This is a genomic window from Bradyrhizobium sp. Mp19, from assembly GCF_029952935.1.
Lineage (GTDB): Bacteria > Pseudomonadota > Alphaproteobacteria > Rhizobiales > Xanthobacteraceae > Bradyrhizobium > Bradyrhizobium elkanii.
In genome coordinates this window covers 28048-45472 of sequence record NZ_JASAUT010000062.1, presented here as the reverse complement: position 1 = coordinate 45472, position 17425 = coordinate 28048, and the positions used below count along the sequence as shown (strand labels likewise).

The 17425-nt window shown below is 66.3% G+C and carries 13 protein-coding genes; 11 read left to right on the top strand and 2 right to left on the bottom strand.

Translation table 11 applies throughout. The features are described 5' to 3' along the window. Positions 1–222: 222 nt before the first annotated feature. Complete coding sequence (locus QJT82_RS38160) at positions 223–981, bottom strand: GntR family transcriptional regulator (protein WP_028343660.1); 759 nt, start codon at positions 979–981, stop codon at positions 223–225. 41 nt (positions 982–1022) lie between these two features. Further along, positions 1023–1184, bottom strand: coding sequence for a hypothetical protein (locus QJT82_RS38155; protein WP_155258718.1), 162 nt, complete (start codon positions 1182–1184; stop codon positions 1023–1025). On the opposite strand from QJT82_RS38155, the gene QJT82_RS38150 reads away from it, so the two are divergent. The 11 genes from QJT82_RS38150 to QJT82_RS38100 all read left to right on the top strand — a co-directional run bounded on the left by QJT82_RS38150 (position 1183) and on the right by QJT82_RS38100 (position 17313). Continuing rightward, complete coding sequence (locus QJT82_RS38150; RefSeq protein ID WP_051448092.1) at positions 1183–2037, top strand: ABC transporter ATP-binding protein; 855 nt, start codon at positions 1183–1185, stop codon at positions 2035–2037. The two genes, QJT82_RS38155 and QJT82_RS38150, sit on opposite strands and share 2 nt — an antisense overlap. Positions 2038–2039: 2 nt before the next feature. Beyond that, the gene (locus QJT82_RS38145; protein WP_028343662.1) at positions 2040–2816 is read left to right on the top strand and encodes an ABC transporter permease; all 777 of its coding nucleotides are present in this window, start codon (positions 2040–2042) and stop codon (positions 2814–2816) included. 44 nt (positions 2817–2860) lie between these two features. Then, entirely contained in the window at positions 2861–3886 is a 1026-nt protein-coding gene (locus QJT82_RS38140) for an ABC transporter substrate-binding protein (RefSeq protein WP_028343663.1), read from the top strand. A 397-nt stretch (positions 3887–4283) separates the two neighbouring features. Then, positions 4284–5726 (top strand): amidohydrolase family protein, encoded by a 1443-nt coding sequence (locus QJT82_RS38135; protein WP_028343664.1) that lies wholly within the window; start codon positions 4284–4286, stop codon positions 5724–5726. A gap of 173 nt (positions 5727–5899) precedes the next feature. Further along, positions 5900–8332, top strand: a complete 2433-nt coding sequence (locus tag QJT82_RS38130; protein ID WP_028343665.1) for a CoA transferase — start codon at positions 5900–5902, stop codon at positions 8330–8332. Beyond that, entirely contained in the window at positions 8332–9408 is a 1077-nt protein-coding gene (locus QJT82_RS38125) for an ABC transporter ATP-binding protein (protein WP_028343666.1), read from the top strand. The genes QJT82_RS38130 and QJT82_RS38125 overlap by 1 nt, the downstream gene beginning before the upstream one ends. After that, a complete protein-coding gene (locus tag QJT82_RS38120) occupies positions 9405–10409 on the top strand; it encodes an oligopeptide/dipeptide ABC transporter ATP-binding protein (protein ID WP_028343667.1) in 1005 nt (334 codons plus the stop codon). Before QJT82_RS38125 ends, QJT82_RS38120 begins: the two co-directional genes overlap by 4 nt. Before the next feature lie 130 nt (positions 10410–10539). Further along, positions 10540–12087, top strand: a complete 1548-nt coding sequence (locus tag QJT82_RS38115) for an ABC transporter substrate-binding protein (RefSeq protein ID WP_028343668.1) — start codon at positions 10540–10542, stop codon at positions 12085–12087. A gap of 3 nt (positions 12088–12090) precedes the next feature. After that, complete coding sequence (locus QJT82_RS38110; RefSeq protein WP_028343669.1) at positions 12091–13047, top strand: ABC transporter permease; 957 nt, start codon at positions 12091–12093, stop codon at positions 13045–13047. Continuing rightward, positions 13044–13928, top strand: coding sequence for an ABC transporter permease (locus tag QJT82_RS38105; RefSeq protein WP_028343670.1), 885 nt, complete (start codon positions 13044–13046; stop codon positions 13926–13928). Before QJT82_RS38110 ends, QJT82_RS38105 begins: the two co-directional genes overlap by 4 nt. A gap of 82 nt (positions 13929–14010) precedes the next feature. Then, complete coding sequence (locus tag QJT82_RS38100) at positions 14011–17313, top strand: carboxyl transferase domain-containing protein (RefSeq protein WP_028343671.1); 3303 nt, start codon at positions 14011–14013, stop codon at positions 17311–17313. Positions 17314–17425: the final 112 nt, after the last annotated feature.

Genomic DNA, 17425 nt, shown 5'->3' with positions numbered 1-17425 from the left:
CATCCTTCCGATCGCGCCATCGCCTTACCAGGGCAAATGCCGCGCTCGCAACTCATAGGGTCACAAGCTCTGAGGTGGCCGCTTCTTCAGCGGCCCTCGAAGGATCGACGGCCACCGGCCGGGCCGTGCATCCTTCGAGGCTCGCTCCGATCGCACCTCCAGCGACAAAGGCGAAGCCTTTGCGCGGGGATGACGGTGATGGAGCGCGAACGTGGCTCGGTGTCAGCGCCGCGCCGCCTTCGGCAGCTTCACCACCTTTTCGCCGCTCGCCTCGTCGGCATAGGGGGCCAGAATATCCAGCAGATCGCGCCCGCGCTGCGGGCTTGGCGCGACCAGCGCGCGGGTCGCCACGGAATCCAGATGGCTGTGCATCAGGCCCATCACCTTGTCGACGTCGCCTTTCGCCAGCGCGGCGATGATCGCGCGGTGCTCGTTGATCGCGCATTCCGACGAATGCGGCCGGCTGTAGAGCGACAGCGTCAGGCAGCAGCGGTACGCGACCTCGCTGACATAGCGCACCAGGATCGGGCTGTTCGTCATGTGAGCGAGCAGGATGTGGAATTCGGTGGCGAGCCGGATCGACACCGCGTCGGTGCCGTCGCGGGCCCGATCCTCGGCGTCGACATGGGCGGTGAGCTCGGCGATCTGCGCCTTGGTCAGCTTGCCCGCGAGCTGCCGCACCACCAGCCGCTCGAGCTCGATGCGAATATCGAAGGCATCGCGCGCCTCCTGCCAGCTCGGCGTCGCCACCACGGCAATGCGGTTGCGACGCAGCTCGACCAGGCCTTCCGCCGCCAATTGCCCGAGCGCATGCCGTGCGATGGTGCGGCTGACGCCGAAGCGCTCGCCGAGCGAATCCTCGGGCAGCTTGGCGCCGGGCTCCAGCGCCTGCTCGATGATCGCGCGCCGCAGCGCGCGGCAGATCACGCTGACCTTGTCTGACGATTCAGCCGTCTTGCTGCTGTCGGCGCGCCCCGCCATTGCCGCGAATCCCTCTCGAAGGTGCTTCGAACGCCTCTTTATCATACCGTCAAAGCAATCTGGCGCTCGAATTGCATGCAGTTTGAGCCGCGGATTGCCAAAAAGGAATCCGGCCTTTGAGGTGCGGAACGCGCGATCCCCTTGATTTTCAACGCGGCTGCCGCTGGCATCCGGCTTGCATGCACTTTGCTCGTGATGCGCATGCAACCACACTCCGAATTCGCCGGCGAGCCGATGGCCGCCGGATCCGCGCCGACCGCGATCGAGCTGTCGGACGCCTCCGTGACCTTCGGCCGCGGCGCCCGCGCCGTGCCGGCACTGTCGACAACCACGCTGCGGATCGCCGACGGCGAGTTCGTCGCGCTGGTCGGCCCGTCCGGCTGCGGCAAGTCCACCATCCTGCGGCTGGTTTCCGGCCTGGCGCGGCCGACCACCGGCGTCGTCATCGTCGGCGGCCGCGAGGTCGCGGCGCGCGCGATGCGGGTCGGCATGGCGTTCCAGAACCCGACCATGCTGCCGTGGATGACGATCGAAAAGAACATCATGCTGCCGCTGAAGATCGTCGAGCCGTTCCGCTCGCAGTTCCGCAAGCTGCGCAAGACCGAATTCCGCGACAAGGCCAACACGCTGCTCGAGCAGGTCGGGCTGAAGGGCTTTGGCGGTCGCTATCCGTGGCAGCTCTCCGGCGGCATGCTCCAGCGCGCCAATCTGTGCCGCGCGCTGATCCACGAGCCGCGCATGCTGCTGCTCGACGAGCCGTTCGGCGCGCTCGACCAGTTCACCCGCGAGGAGCTGTGGGGAATCCTTCAGCAGCTCTGGATCACCCACAGGCCGACCGTGCTGCTGGTCACCCATGATCTGCGCGAGGCTGGCTTCCTCGCCAGCCGCATCTGCGTGATGAGCGCGCGGCCCGGCCGCATCCTCGACGACTCCAGGGTCGACTTCGCCCGTCCGCGTACCGTGGCGATGACCTTCGAGCCGGATTTCGTCGCGCTCAACCAGAAGCTCCGCGCCTTCATCGTCGATGCGCGCACCGCCGCGCGAGAGGGGGCCTGACCATGTCCGTGTCAGATATCAGGCAGAAGGCCTGGTCCGCCGCCCTGATCGTGCTGTTCTTCGTCGCCTGGGAGCTATTCTGCCTGATGACGGGGATGTCGGATCTCGTGTTGCCGCGGCCGTCGCAGATCTTCGTCACGCTGTTCGAGAAATTCCCGATCCTGTGGCCGCACATCGTGCAGACCCTGGTCACCACCATGATCGGCTTCGCGCTCGGCGTGGCGCTCGGCGTCGCGCTCGGTGCCGTGATCGGGGTGTCAAAAACCGCCTACGACACCTGTTATCCGCTGCTGGTCGGCTTCTCGTCGATCCCGAAGGTCGCCGTGGTGCCGATCTTCGTGCTGTGGTTCGGCTCCGGCACCGTGCCGGCGGTGTTGACCTCGCTGTCGATCTGCTTCTTCCCGATTGTCGTCAACATCGCCACCGGTCTTGCCACCACCGAGCCCGAGCTCGAGGACGTGCTGAAGGCGCTCGGCGCCAGCAAGTTCGACATCCTCTGGAATGTCGGCCTGCCCAGGACGATGCCGTTCTTCTTCGCCTCGCTGAAGGTCGCGGTCTCCTACGCCTTCGTCGGCGCGGTGCTGTCGGAAACCGTCGCCTCGAACCGCGGCATCGGCAACGTCATGATGACCGCGTCCTCCAATTTCAACGTGCCGCTGGTGTTCGCCGGGCTGTTCGTGCTCGCCGGTCTCGGCGTCGCGCTCTACGTCCTGTTCTCGCTGATTGAGGGCCAGGTCACCGGCTGGGCGACGCGCAAGGACAATGTCATCGCCACTTGAGACACTTCGTCGACCGTCAAGCAATGAAGCTTAAGGAGATCTCGATGCTGAGAAAAGTAAGCGCCGCGCTGTTGGGATTGGCCCTGATCGCCGGTCCCGCGCGCGCCGAGGACACCACCATCAAGTTCACGTTGGGCTGGAAGACGCAAGGCTCGGACGCCGCGTTCTTCTACGCCAAGGACAACGGCTACTTCAAGGAAGAAGGCCTCAACGTCGTGATCGACCAGGGCGAGGGCTCCGGCGCGACCGTGACGCGCATCATGTCGGGCGCCTATGACGCCGGCTTCGGCGACGTCAACGCGATCATCCAGAACGCCGCAACCAAGCCGCAGGATGCGCCCGTCATGGTCTACATGATGTGGAACCAGCCGCCATTCGCGATCGTCGCCAAGAACTCGAGCGGCATCAAGACGATCAAGGATTTCGAGGGCCACACGCTCGGCGGCGCGCAGGGCACGCCGACCACGCGGCTGTTGCCGGTGTTCGTGCACAAGAACGGGCTCGATGGCGAGAAGATCAAGGTCTCCAACATGGCGCCGAACCTGCAGGAGCCGATGCTGATCAAGGGCGACATCGACGCCGCGCTGGTGTTCAACATCACGAGCTATTTCAACCTGGTGCTGAACCGCCAGGACCCCGACAAGGACTTCAAATGGTTCTCGTTCGGCGATTACGGGCTCGACCTCTATTCCAACGGCGTGATGGTCTCGCGCAAACTGATCGCGTCGAATCCGAAGGCGGTGACCGGCCTCGTCCGCGCCATCAACAAGGGCGCGATCGCGGTCGCCAAGGATCAGAATGCTGCCATGAAGGCGGCGCTGAACTATGACAATCTGATCAATGTCGATGTCGAGAAGCGCCGGCTGCAATATTCCTTCGAGAAGCTGATCGTCTCGCCGGAGATGAAGGACATCGGCATCGGCGACGTCAGGGACGACCGCATGGCCCGCGCCATCGGCTTCATCGTCGAAGGCTACCAACTCGCTCGCACGCCGGCCCCGGCCGAAGTGTTTTCGCGCGAATTCCTGCCGCCGCGCGCCGAGCGGGAATTGGTGTATACGGCGAATTGATTGAGCGAGGCCGAGCCCCGGCCGCATCAGCAGTGTTCTCCCTCTCCCGCTTGCGGGGAGAGCTATCGCATTTCGTGGCGGTGCCCTCGCGGCCATCCTTCGAGACGCCCGCCTCCGGCGGGCTCCTCAGGATGAGGTCTTGTTTTTGCGGCACAATAGTAGACCCTCATGGTGAGGAGCGCCGCTTGCGGCGCGTCTCGAACCACGAGGCCAAGCACTTGCGCGGTCGCCAAGTAGCATATGCGATAGGCCTGCGCTTGCGGGGGAGGGCCGGGATGGGGGCTCTCTCCGCGAGTCATGTTGTGGAGAGAGCCCCCACCCGGATCGCATCTCCGATGCGATCCGACCTCCCCCGCGAGCGGGAGAGGTGAAGTTACGCAAGCGGAGATGACAGGCGATGATGACCAACGTCACGGCAACCCGTCTGTTCTGCGGTCCTGACCACGGCATCCGCAACGACGCCCTGCTCAGTCACGCCGACGGCGTCATCACCGACATCTCCGAAGCCGCGGGCCCGGCGACAGCCCCGCGCTCGCTCATCCTTCCCGCCTTCATCAACGCCCACGACCACGCGCGCCCGCGCGCGTCGAGCTTCGGCGCGGTCGGCATGCCGCTGGAGAGCTGGATCCTGCGCACGGTGGTCGGCACGCCGGTCGATCCCTATCTCTCCGCGGCTTCGGCGTTTGCCCGCGCAGCGCAGGCCGGCTGCGCGGCGATGATGGTGCACTATACAAGGCCGAGCGGGACCATGCCGCTGGTCGAGGAGGCCAAGGCAATCGCGCGCGCCGCCGGCGATGTCGGCATCCGCATCGCCTTTGCCATCGCGGTGCGCGACCAGAACCCGATCGTCTATGGCGACAGCGAACCGGTGCTGTCAGACCTTCCGGCCGGCGACCGCAAGATGATCGAGGATCTCTTCGTGCGCGCCCCGATGTCGCCAAAAGCGTATATCGAGCTGACCGACGCCATCGCGGCGGCGATCGGCGGGCCGAAGATTGATGTGCAGCTTGGGCCGGCCGGGGTGCAGTGGTGCTCGAAGCCGCTGCTGGAGGCCGTTGCGGAGAACTCTGCGCAGACCGGCCGCCGCATTCACATGCATCTGCTCGAGACGATCTACCAGCGCGCCTGGGCCGACCGGCATTTTCCCGGCGGCATCGTGCGCTATCTCCGTGACATCGGCTTCCTCTCGGAGCGGCTGACGCTCGCGCATTGCATCCACGCTCGGCCCGACGAGCTCGAGATGATCGCGGCGTCGGGCGCGCGCATTGTCACCAATTTCTCCTCGAACCTGCACCTGCGGTCCGGGTTGGCGCCAATCGCGGCTGCGCATAGCTGCGGCTGCGGGATTGCCGTCGGCGTCGATGGCCTGGCGCTCGATGAGGATGACGACGTGCTGCGCGAGATGCGGCTGGTGCAGATGACGCACGGCGGCCTCGGCTTCAAGCGTGCATGGACTGCTCAGGAATTCTTCACGCTCGCGATCCGCAACGGCCGCCGCGCCACCGGCGCGCCGGGGACAGGCGAGCTCGCGGTCGGTGCGCCGGCTGATTTCGTCGGCATCGATCTCGACCGCCTCGAGCCTGATCAGATTCTCGATGCGGATCCGCTCGACCTCTTGTTCGCACGCGGCAATGCGTCGCTGATCTCAGAGCTTGTGGTCGATGGTCGCACCGTCGCCAGGGCCGGCCGGTGCCTCGGTGTTGATCTTCCCGCCATTGAGCAGGAACTGCGCGACATCACCCGCGCGAGCGCGGCCACATACGCGCATGTCTTGCGCGCATGGCCGCGATTGTCGAACTCAGTGCAACACTGGTTCGAAGCGCAGCTCACCTGCAATTAGCCGCACAATCCTCGCTTCGCGCTGAGCAGCAGCTTCGGTCATACGCTCGCTAATTCCGTCTAGCGGAAGAAAATTCCACTTGCATCACACTCGTCGCACGGCTTCAAGTTCACCCAACAAGAAACTGAATCAGCCGCTGTCACCGGCTGGTCATTTTGTCGCGAGGAAGCGTGATGGGCGCGTTGTCGCATCTGCGGATTGTCGAGATCGGAAGTGCTGCGGCGACGAGCTATTGCGCGCGGCTGTTTGCCGATTTCGGCGCCGATGTGCAGAAGATCGAGCCACCGCACGGCGATCCGCTTCGCCGCGCCGCGCCGCTGACGCCAAAAGGCCAGAGCGCGTGGTTTGCGTTCCTCAACTTCAACAAGTCGAGTGTCGTGCTCGACACGGGCGATGCGGGCGCGGTATCGCGCCTGCGCGAGCTGATCATCGGCTGCGACATCCTGCTCGACGGGCGCGGCATCGCTGCGGCGGATTGTCCCGAGATCGACCTCAACGCGATCAAGCGGGATAATCCCGGCCTGATCCATCTCGACCTCGCCTGGTTCGGCGATCGCGGTCCCTACGCCAATTTCGCGGCGACGGACTCCACGATCCGCGCGCTGACCGGACTGGTGAAGCTGGTCGGTCCGGAGCAGGGGCCGCCGATGCATGCGCCGGATTTCCAGATCGGGATTCTGGGCGGGCTGTGGGGTTTCATCGCCGTCGCCTCGTCGGCGCTCGGGCGCATGCAGGACGGGCGCGGCCGCGCAAACCATCTCAGCCTGTTCGAGGCCTCTATCGCCGTCACCGAATACATCATGTTCGAGGCGTTCCAGCGCGGCGATATCATGCGGCGGATCGGCGTCAACCGGTTCTGGCCGACCTTTCCGGTCGGCATCTACGAGACCAAGCAAGGCTGGCTCGGCGTCACCACGGTGACCCCGGCGCAATGGCGCGCGTTCTGCGAGATGCTGGGGCTCAACGAGTTGCGCGACGATCCGACGCTGGTCATGGGTGTCGACCGGCTGCGCCATGTCGCCGAGATCGAAGGCAGGATCTTGCCGAAGCTGAAGCAGCGCACCGCGCAGGAATGGTTCGCCGAAGGGCTCAAGCGCAAGATTCCGATCGTGCCGGTGCCGGAGGTAGCGGATCTCATCGCCGATGAGGAGAAGCGTGCGCGTGGCGCCATCGTCCCGATCACCATCGGTGACGAGACCGGCTTTTCCGCCGGCACGATGCAGCGGCTGACCGCAACGCCGCCGCTGCGCGGCGGCCGGGTGCCCGATCTCGGCGAGCAGCAGGCGAGGCGCGAGGCTGCGCCGCGCGTGCCGGTGCCCAGGCCCGCTGCAACCGATCGCTTGCCGCTCGAGGGCATCCGCGTCGTCGACTTTTCGATGGGCTGGGCCGGGCCGATCTGCACCCGCACGCTCGCCGATCTCGGTGCCGATGTCATCAAGATCGAGGCGACCCAGTATCCGGACTGGTGGCGCGGCGTCGACCGCCGTTCGGCCTATGTGCTGGAGCAGATGTACGAGAAGTCGGTGCGCTACTGCATCATGAACCGCAACAAGCGCGGCATCACGCTCGATCTGACCCGGCCGAGGGGGCTTGAATTGGCGAAGCGCCTGCTCGCCGATGCCGACCTCGTGGTCGACAATTATTCGGTCGAGGTGCTGCCCAAGCTCGGCCTCGGCTACGACGTGCTGAGCAAGATCAATCCAAAGCTGGTGATGATGTCGATGTCGGCGTTCGGCGCCGGCAGCGTGCATCGCGACTGCCGCGCCTATGGCTCGACCCTGGAGCAGGGCTCCGGTCTGCCCAGCGTGGTCGGCGATCCCGATGGTCCGCCCGTCATGAGCCATACCGCGTTCGGCGACGCCGTCGGCGGGCTCAACGGCGCCGCCGCGGTGCTGACCGCGCTGATCCACGCCAAACTGACGGGGCAGGGGCAGTTCATCGATCTGGCGCAGATCGAATGCATGATGCCGTTCGCCGCGCCCTGGATCGTCGCGCATTCGACCAATGGCAAGCCGCCGACCAAATACGGCAACCGCCATCCCGATTTCGTGCCGCATGGCTGCTTTCGCTGCGCCGGAGATGACAACTGGATCGTCGTCGCGGTGTCCGACGACGCGATGTGGCCAAAGCTCGCGCGGCTGCTCGGCCGCAAGGACTGGGCGGCGGACGAGACGCTCAGGACCGCCGCGGGCCGCCGCGCCATCGAGGCCGAGATCGAGGCTGCGATCACGGCCTGGACCGCGGCGCGCGATGCCGATGCTGCGATGACCGCGCTGCAGGCCGAAGGTGTCGCCTCCGGCGTGGCGCGGCTGCCGATCGATCTCCTGGAGGATCCGCAGCTCCACGCCCGCGGCTTCATCCAGCAGGTCGACCGCGCGTTCATCGGACGACATCCGCAGCCGTCGATGCCGTTTCGCGAGAGCGATGCGCCATTTGCCATTCGTTCAGTGCCGCCGACGCTCGGCGAGCATAACCGCGCGATTCTTGGCGGCATGCTCGGGCTCTCCGACGCCGAGCTCGATGAGCTCAGCCGCGAGGGCATCATCGGCACCGAGATGCTGATGGAGGAGCAGCTGGTGAAAGAAAAGAAGCGGGCGGCGGGCTGATGGAGGCAGGCCAGCCGGCACAGCGCAGGGCGGAGGGCGCGCGCGATGGTGCGCGGCCGCTGCTGTCCGTGCGCGGGCTCGGCATCCGCTTCAAGACCGCGCAGGGCGTCTGGCAGGCCACGCGCCGCATCGACTTCGACATCGCGCCCGGCGAGCGCGTCGGCATCGTCGGCGAGAGCGGCTGCGGCAAGACCATCACCGGCCTGTCGATCCTGCGGCTGTTGCCGGGCAATTTTGCCGGCCTCGACGGCAAGATCCTGTTCGACGGCGTCGATCTCGCCTCCTGCAGCGCGCGGCAGATGCGCGCGATCCGGGGCAAGCGCATCGCGATGATCTTCCAGGAGCCGATGAGCGCGCTCGATCCGGTCTTTACCGTCGGCCACCAGATCGCCGAGACGCTGCGCGTCCATACCGACGTTTCCCATGAGGAGGCGCGCGCCAAGACGCTGGAGATGCTCCGCCGTGTCGGCATCGCCTCGCCCGAGCGGCGGATCGACGACTATCCGCACCAGCTCTCCGGCGGCATGCGGCAACGCGTGATGATCGCGGCGAGTTTGATCTGCGGGCCGCAGCTTCTGATCGCCGACGAGCCGACCACCGCGCTTGACGTCACCGTGCAGGCGCAAATCCTCGAGCTGCTGCGCGACATCAGCGAGACCTCGAAGACCGCGCTGATGCTGATCACCCACGATCTCGGCGTCGTCGCCGAGACCTGCACGCGGATGATCACGATGTATGCCGGCGAGGTGATCGAGGACGCCACCGTCGACGAGGCGCTGGTGCGGCCGCTGCATCCCTACACGTCGGGCCTGTTACGCTCGCTGCCGCATTTGAGCCCGCGCCACGGCCGGTTGCCGTCGATCCCGGGCCGGGTGCCGTCGATCGCGGAGATGCCGAACGGCTGCCGCTTCCGGGCCCGTTGCGCGCATGCGGTGAAGGGTTGCGAGGCCGAGCAGAAACTGCAGGACGCCGGCGGCGGCAGAAGAGTGCGCTGCTGGCGCTTTGCCGAGCTCAATCTGCCGGGCGCGCTGCATCCGCCCGGCGCGCCGGCTGCTGCGAAGGTCGCGACGCAATGACCACAGCCGATGCCGAACCCCGCCGCGACGCCATCGTCTCGGTGCGCGACCTTCAGGTCCGCTTCCAGACCTCGGACCGCCGCGCCACCGTGAAGGCGGTCGACGGTGTCAATTTCGACGTCCGCCGCGGCGAGACCTTCGGCATCATCGGGGAGTCCGGCTCGGGCAAGACCACGATCGGCCGCGCGCTGGTGTTCCTGCTCAATCCCAGCGCCGGCGCCATCCTGCATGACGGCATCGATCCGCTGGCGCTGCCACGCCGGGAGTTTCAAAACCATCGCCGCGACTACCAGATCATCTTCCAGGACCCAAACGCCGCGCTGAATCCGCGCATGACCATTCTGGCCTCGGTGCTGGAGCCGCTGGAGCTCGCCCGCGTCGGCAATAGCGCCGAGCGCGAGCGGCAGGCGCGGGAAGCGCTGGAGCGCGTCGGCCTGCCGCAGGAGTTCGGCGCGCGCTACCCGCATCAGCTGTCCGGCGGCCAGAAGCAGCGCGTCGTGATCGCCCGCGCGTTGACGCTCAAACCCAAACTGATCGTCTGCGACGAGGTGGTGGCCGCGCTCGACATGTCGATCCGCGGCGACGTGCTCAATCTATTTGCCGATCTGCAGCGCGACCTCGGGCTGACCTATGTCTTCATCACCCACGATCTCGCGGTGGTCTCGCATATCAGCGAGCGCGTCGCGGTGATGTATCTCGGCCAGTTCGTCGAGCTCGGGCCGACTGAGGAGGTCGCCGAGCGGCCTCTGCATCCCTACACGATCGCGCTGCTGTCGGCCGAGCCGCGGCCGTTGCCGTCCACGATGCGGCAGGAGAGCCGCATCGTCTTGCAGGGCGAGGTGCCGAGCCCGATCGATCCGCCCTCGGGCTGCCGGTTCCGCACCCGCTGCCCGCATGCGCAGCCGCTCTGCACCGACCGCGTGCCGGAGTGGCGCGAGCTGAAGCCCGATCACTGGGTGGCCTGCCATTTCGCCGACCGCCCGAATTTTTCGCCGAGTTAGCGCGCGATGAGATCAGTTCGAATAGCGACCCCGAAGGAACTGCATTCCCTCCCCCGCAAGTGGGAGAGGTGCAGCCAGTCTGCCGCTAAGCCGATTCAAATTGACGCCCTGGGATAATGGAGGACCTGCCATGACGATGACGACACGACGCGAGGTTATGGCGCTGATCTCGGGCGCACTCGCCAGCACCACGCTCGCTGGCCGCGCCTTCGCGGAAGGCGCGCCGAAGAAGGGCGGCACCTTGCGCATCTCGGCGCCTGCCAATCCGTCGAGCCTCGATCCCGCAACCGGCGGCGCCGGCTCCGACCACGCCTTCCTGTTCACGATGTACGATACGCTGACCGAATGGGAATTCGACACGCTGAAGCCGAGGCCCGGCCTTGCCGAAAGCTGGAAGTTCACCGATCCTACCACGCTGGTGCTCAACATTCGCGCCGGCGTCACCTTCCATGACGGCACGCCGCTCGATGCGGAAGCCGTCAAGTTCAATCTCGAGCGCAACCGCAGCGATGCGAAGTCCAACATCAAGGCCGATCTGCTCTCGGTCGCCGCGGTCGAGGTCACTGGCCCGCAGCAGGTGACGTTGAAGCTGAAGACGCCGGATACCGCGCTCCCCGGGATTCTCTCTGACCGCGCCGGCATGATGGTGTCGCCGACGGCGCTGAAGGCGGCCGAGGGCGGCGTCGTGACACGCAAGCCGGTCGGCGCCGGCGCCTATTCGTTCGTCAGCTGGGCCGATGGCGAGAAGATCGTGGTCAAGCGCAACGAGAAATACTGGAAGCCGGAGCGGCCGCTTCCCGACGCCATCGAGATCTCGATCATTCCCGAGCTCACCACCGGCGCCCGCTCGGTCACCGCCGGGCAGAACGATCTGATCTACCAGCTGCCGCCGCGGCAGAAGGTGATCATCGAGCGCGCCTCGAGCGTCAAGGTGGTGCATGGCCCGACGCTGTACGTGCTTCAGATCTTCCTCAACTGGGCGAAGCCGCCGTTCGACAATCTCAAGGTCCGCCAGGCGCTCAACTTCGCGATCGATCGCGAGTCCTTCGTCAAGGCCGCGCTCGCCGGCCTCGCCGAGCCGGCCTACATGAACCTGCCGAAAGCGCATTGGGCCTATGATGCCGAGGTCGCAAAACTCTATCCCTATGATCCCGACCGAGCGCGCAAGCTGCTCGCCGAGGCCGGCTTCAAAGAGGGCACCCAGATCGAGCTCGGGGGCTATCCGGACCAGGATTCGGTGCAGCGGCAGGAGATCCTGATCGAGCAATTGCGGAAGGCCGGCATCGGCGTGCGGTTCGTCAACGCCCCGATCGCGGAAGCTTCCGCGGCCTTCTTCGGTGCGGAGAAGAAGGGGGCGGGGCTGCTCTCGGCCTGGACCGGGCGGCCCGACCCGAGCCTGACTTACTCGCTGATGTTCACCAAGGACGCCTACTACAATGCCGGCCGCGCGCCGGTGCCGGGCGAGCTCGAGGCCGCGATCAAGGAATCGCGTGCGTCTGAGGATATCGAGGTCAGGCGCAAGGCGTTCTCCACTGTGCAGCGGCTGGTGATGGAAAATGCCTTCGTGGTGCCGCTGGCGTTCCAGTTCGAGCTGGTCGCGATGAACAAGAAGGTGCAGGGCTATCGGCCCAACCTGCTCGGCAAGCCGAAATACGACGACGTCTGGCTCGGGAGTTAGGCGATGGCGCGACGGTCACCAGTCAAGGTCATCGGCAGCCGCCTCGTGCAGGCGCTGCCCGTGATCCTGCTCGCGACCTTCATGGTGTTCGCGCTGCTCAAGCTGGTGCCCGGCGACATCGCCGTGACACTGGCGGGCGACAACGCGACCGACGCGCGGATCACCGAGATCAGGAAGATCTACGGCCTCGACCGCCCGTTCCTGGTGCAATACGGGGCCTGGCTCGGCCATGTCGCGCAGGGCGATCTCTCGCAATCGCTGTTGACCGGCGAGAAGGTCGCAGACTCGATCGGCCGCGCCTTCCCGAACACGCTGCTGATCGTCGTGATCGCGCTGGCGCTGGCGCTGGTCACGGGCATCCCGATGGGCGTGATGGCCGCGATCAAGCCGAACGGCTGGATCGACAAGCTGATCAGCATGCTGGCGTCGCTCGGTGTCGCGGTGCCCGGCTTCTGGCTCGCGATGATCCTGGTGGCGGAATTCTCGCTGAAGCTGAACTGGCTGCCGGCGACCGGCGCAAAATCCTTCAGCGCCTCGCCGGTCGATGCGATCAGGCATGCGCTGCTGCCCGGCATCGCGATCGCGGCCTACGGCATGGCCGAGGTCGCGCGCCAGCTGCGCGGCGCGCTGCTGGAGGTGCTGTCGTCGCAATATGTCCGCACCCTGCACGCCAAGGGCCTGTCGATGTCGCGCATCCTCTGGCAGCACGGCCTGAAGAATGTCGGCGTCAATCTGCTCACCATCATCAGCCTTTTGGTCAACCGCATGCTGGCGGCGACCGTGGTGATCGAGGCGGTGTTCGCCATTCCCGGCCTCGGCAGCCTGATCGTGCGCGGCGCGATCCAGCGCGATTTCCCGATCGTGCAAGGCGTTGTCTTCACCATGGTGGTGGTTGTGATCGCCGTGAATTTGATCACCGATTTGCTGTGCGCCGCGGTCGATCCGAGGATCGAGCAATGACTGAGGTGGCGCTTGCTCCCCTGAAGGCACCGGCGAGGCCGACGCGGCTGCGGCGATTTGCGCGCTGGCTTGCCGGCGATCTCCGCGCCGCGCTGTCGATCCTGGTGCTCGTGGTGCTCGTCGTCGTCGCAATCGGTGCGCCCTGGATCGCGCCCTATGCGCCGACCGCGCAGGACGTCAACAACATGCTGGCGCCGCCGGGGCCGGCCCATCTGCTCGGCACCGACGATCTCGGCCGCGACATCTTCTCGCGCTTGATCTACGGCGCGCCGGCCACCGTCTATGCCAGCCTGCTTGCGGTCGGCGTCGCGGTCCTGATTGGGCTGCCGGTCGGCCTCATCGCCGGCTATTTCGGCGGCTGGATCGACGACATCATCAGCCGCATCATCGACACCTTCCTGTCGTTCCCCGCCATCGTGCTGGCGATCGCGGTCACCGGCGCGCTCGGCATCGGGCTGACCAACGGCATGATCGCGGTCGGCATCACGATGTTCCCGGCGCTGGCGCGCATCGTCCGCGCCCGCACGTTGATCGTGCGGCAGGAGCTCTATGTCGATGCCTCCAGAGGCTTCGGCGCGCCGACCTGGCACGTGCTGTGGCGCCACGTGCTGCCGAACACGCTGCAACCGGTCATCGTGCAGGTGACGCTGCTGCTCGCCGCCGCGCTGCTGGCCGAAGCCAGCCTGTCGTTCCTCGGCCTCGGCATCCAGCCGCCGGACCCGAGCTGGGGCGCCATGCTGGCGCGCGCCTATCAATACATGGAAATCGCCCCGGAGCAGATGTATGCGCCGGGCCTTGCCATTCTCGTCGTCTCGCTGGCGTTCAACGCGCTCGGGGAATCCTTGCGTGTCGTGCTCGATCCGACCATGAAGGATCGTTGACTGTGAGACGTCGGCCGGTCGCGCACGATTTCTTCACCTCTCCCCGCAGGCGGGGCGAGGTAGCAAACTCACGGAATTGATCATGTCGTTCAAGAAATTGCTGATTGCCAACCGCGGTGAGATCGCGATCCGGATTGCCCGTGCCGCCGGCGAAAGCGGCCTTGCCACGGTCGCGATCTATCCCGCCGACGATGCCGCCTCGCTGCATGTCCGATCCGCCGACGCGAGCCACGAGATTCCAGGCCGCGGCGCGCGGGCCTATCTCGACATCGAGGCCGTCATCGCGGCGGCCAAGGCCACGGGTTGCGATGCGCTGCATCCGGGCTACGGCTTCCTCAGCGAGAACACGCAGCTCGCGCGGCGCTGTGCCGAGGAAAGGATCACCTTCGTCGGCCCGTCGCCGGAGGCGCTCGATCTGTTCGGCGACAAGGCCAAGGCAAAGGCGCTGGCGAAGAAATGCGGCGTCCCGATCATTGCCGGCACTTCGGGCGCGACCGGTCTCGACGAGGCAAAGGCGTTCTTCGCCTCGCTCGGCGCCGGCGCCGCCGTGATGATCAAGGCGATCGCCGGCGGCGGCGGGCGCGGCATGCGGGTGGTCGAGGATGCCGCCAAGCTCGACGAGGCCTATGCGCGCTGCCAGTCGGAGGCCAAGGCGGCGTTCGGCAGCGATGCCGTCTATGTCGAACGGCTGATCCGCAAGGCCCGCCATATCGAGGTGCAGATCATCGGTGACCGTCACGGCGTCATCAGCCATCTCTGGGAACGCGAATGCACCATCCAGCGCCGCAACCAGAAGCTCATCGAGGTGGCGCCGAGCCCGTCGCTGAGTGAGGGAATGCGCGCGCGCATCATCGAGGCGGCGAAGCAGCTCGCGACCGCCGCGCGCTACGACAATCTCGGCACCTTCGAATTCCTGGTCGATGACGAAGCCGGGGAGAGCGAGGGGGCGTTCGCTTTCATCGAGGCCAATCCGCGGCTCCAGGTCGAGCACACCGTTACCGAGGAGGTGCTTGGCGTCGACCTCGTGCGTTCGCAGCTCGCGGTCGCGGCCGGCGCCACGCTCGCTTCGCTTGGGCTGGCGCAGGCCACCGTGCCGCTGCCGCGCGGCTATGCGATGCAGCTTCGCGTCAACATGGAGGTGATGGACGAGAAGGGCATCACGAAACCGACCGGCGGCACGCTCAGTGTGTTCGACCTGCCGTCCGGCCCCGGCGTTCGCGTCGATACCTTCGGCTATTCCGGCTACCGGACCTCTGCCGCGTTCGACTCGCTGCTCGCAAAAGTCATCGTGCATTCGCCGAGCCCAAAATGGACCGACGTGGTGCACAAGGCATCGCGCACCTTGCGCGAATTCCGCATCGGCGGCGTCGCCACCAACATTCCGTTCCTCGGCGCTATCCTGGCGCATCAGAGCTTTGGGCGGAACAAGATCAGCACGAACTTCATCGATACCCATGTCGCGGCGCTGGTCGGCGCGACGCAGGATCTCCCCGCACCATTGATCGAAGTGAGCGAGGCGACTGCGATCAAGGCCGTCGTCACTGAGGCGCCGCCCGAGGGATCGCTCCCGGTGCCCGCGCCGCTGCAGGGCACGATCGTGGCGATCGAGGTCGCGGAGGGCGATCTGGTCCGTCCCGGCCAGCAGATCGCGGTGCTGGAATCGATGAAGATGGAGCATCTGGTCACGGCACCGCATGGCGGCCGGGTGACCAGGATCGCGGGCGGCATCGGCGTCACCCTGATGCATGGCGAGCCGATCCTGTTCTTTGAGCCTGCCGAGGTCGACGGCCATCACACGGCGGAAGAAGCCGCGATCGACCTCGATCACATCCGCCCTGATCTCGCCGAGCTGATCGCGCGCAAGGCGATCACGCTGGACGAGAATCGTCCGGCCTCCGTCGAGCGCCGCCGCAAGACCAATCAGCGCACCGCGCGCGAGAATATCGCGCAGCTGGTCGATGAGGGCTCGTTCGTCGAATATGGCTCGCTGGCGATCGCGGCGCAGCGCCGCCGCCGCAAGGTCGAGGACCTCATCAAGAACACGCCGGCCGACGGCCTGATATCAGGCGTCGCCACCGTCAACGCCAAGGATTTCGGCGCCGACGGCGCGCGCTGCATGGTGATCTCCTACGACTACACCGTGCTCGCCGGCACCCAGGGCCATATGAACCACAAGAAGATCGACCGCATGCTCGGCCTCGCCGAGCAGTGGCGGATGCCGCTGGTGTTCTACGCCGAGGGCGGCGGCGGCCGTCCCGGCGATACCGACCGGCTCGGCATGACCGGCCTCGACGGCCCGTCCTTCGTGCAGTTCGCAAAACTCTCCGGACTGGTGCCCGTGGTCGGCGTGGTCTCCGGCTATTGCTTCGCCGGCAACGCCGCGATGCTCGGCGTTTGCGACGTCATCATCGCCACCAGGAATGCGTCGATCGGCATGGGCGGTCCGGCGATGATCGAGGGCGGTGGGCTCGGCGTCTACCATCCGGCCGAGGTCGGCCCGGTCTCGTTCCAGTCGCCGAACGGCGTGATCGACATCCTGGTCGAGGACGAGGCCGAGGCGACCGCGGTGGCGCAGAAATATCTGTCCTACTTCCAGGGCGCGGTGCAGGACTGGAAGGCGCCGGACCAGCGGCTGCTGCGCCGTGCGATTCCGGAAAATCGCCTGCGGGTCTACGATATCCGCAGCGTGATCGACCTGATCGCCGACGAGGGCTCGGTGCTGGAGATCCGGCGCGATTTCGGCGTCGGCATGATCACGGCCTTCATCCGCATCGAGGGCAAGCCGTTCGGCCTGATCGCCAACAATCCAAAGCATCTCGGCGGCGCGATCGACGCGCCTGCCGGCGACAAGGCCGCGCGCTTCATGCAGCTGTGCGACGCCTTCGACATTCCGATCGTCTCGCTCTGCGACACGCCGGGCTTCATGGTTGGCCCCGAGGCCGAGAAGACCGCGATCGTGCGCCACGTCGCGCGGATGTTCGTCACCGGCGCGAGCATCACGGTGCCGCTGTTCGGCGTCGTGCTGCGCAAGGGCTATGGTCTCGGCGCGCAATCGATGATCGGCGGCGGCTTCCACGCCTCGTTCTTCACGGTGGCGTGGCCGACCGGCGAGTTCGGCGGCATGGGCCTCGAAGGCTATGTCCGGCTCGGCTTCCGCAAGGAGATGGAGGCGATCGCGGACCCGGTCGAGCGCGAAAAATATTTCCAGACCAAGGTCGCCGAGCTCTACGCCAACGGCAAGGCGGTCTCGATCGCCTCGGTGCTCGAGATCGACGAGGTGATCGATCCCGCCGACACCCGGCACTGGATCATGGCCGGCCTCCGCTCGGTGCCGAAGCCCGAGCCGCGGACCCACCGCAAGCGGCCTTGCATCGATGCGTGGTAGGGTGGCATAGGGTGAGTTAGATCGTGCATCAAACTCGGTGTCGTCCCGGCGAAGGCCGGGACCCATAACCACCGATGGTCATTGTTGCACGGTGCTGGGGCCATAGCCTCCT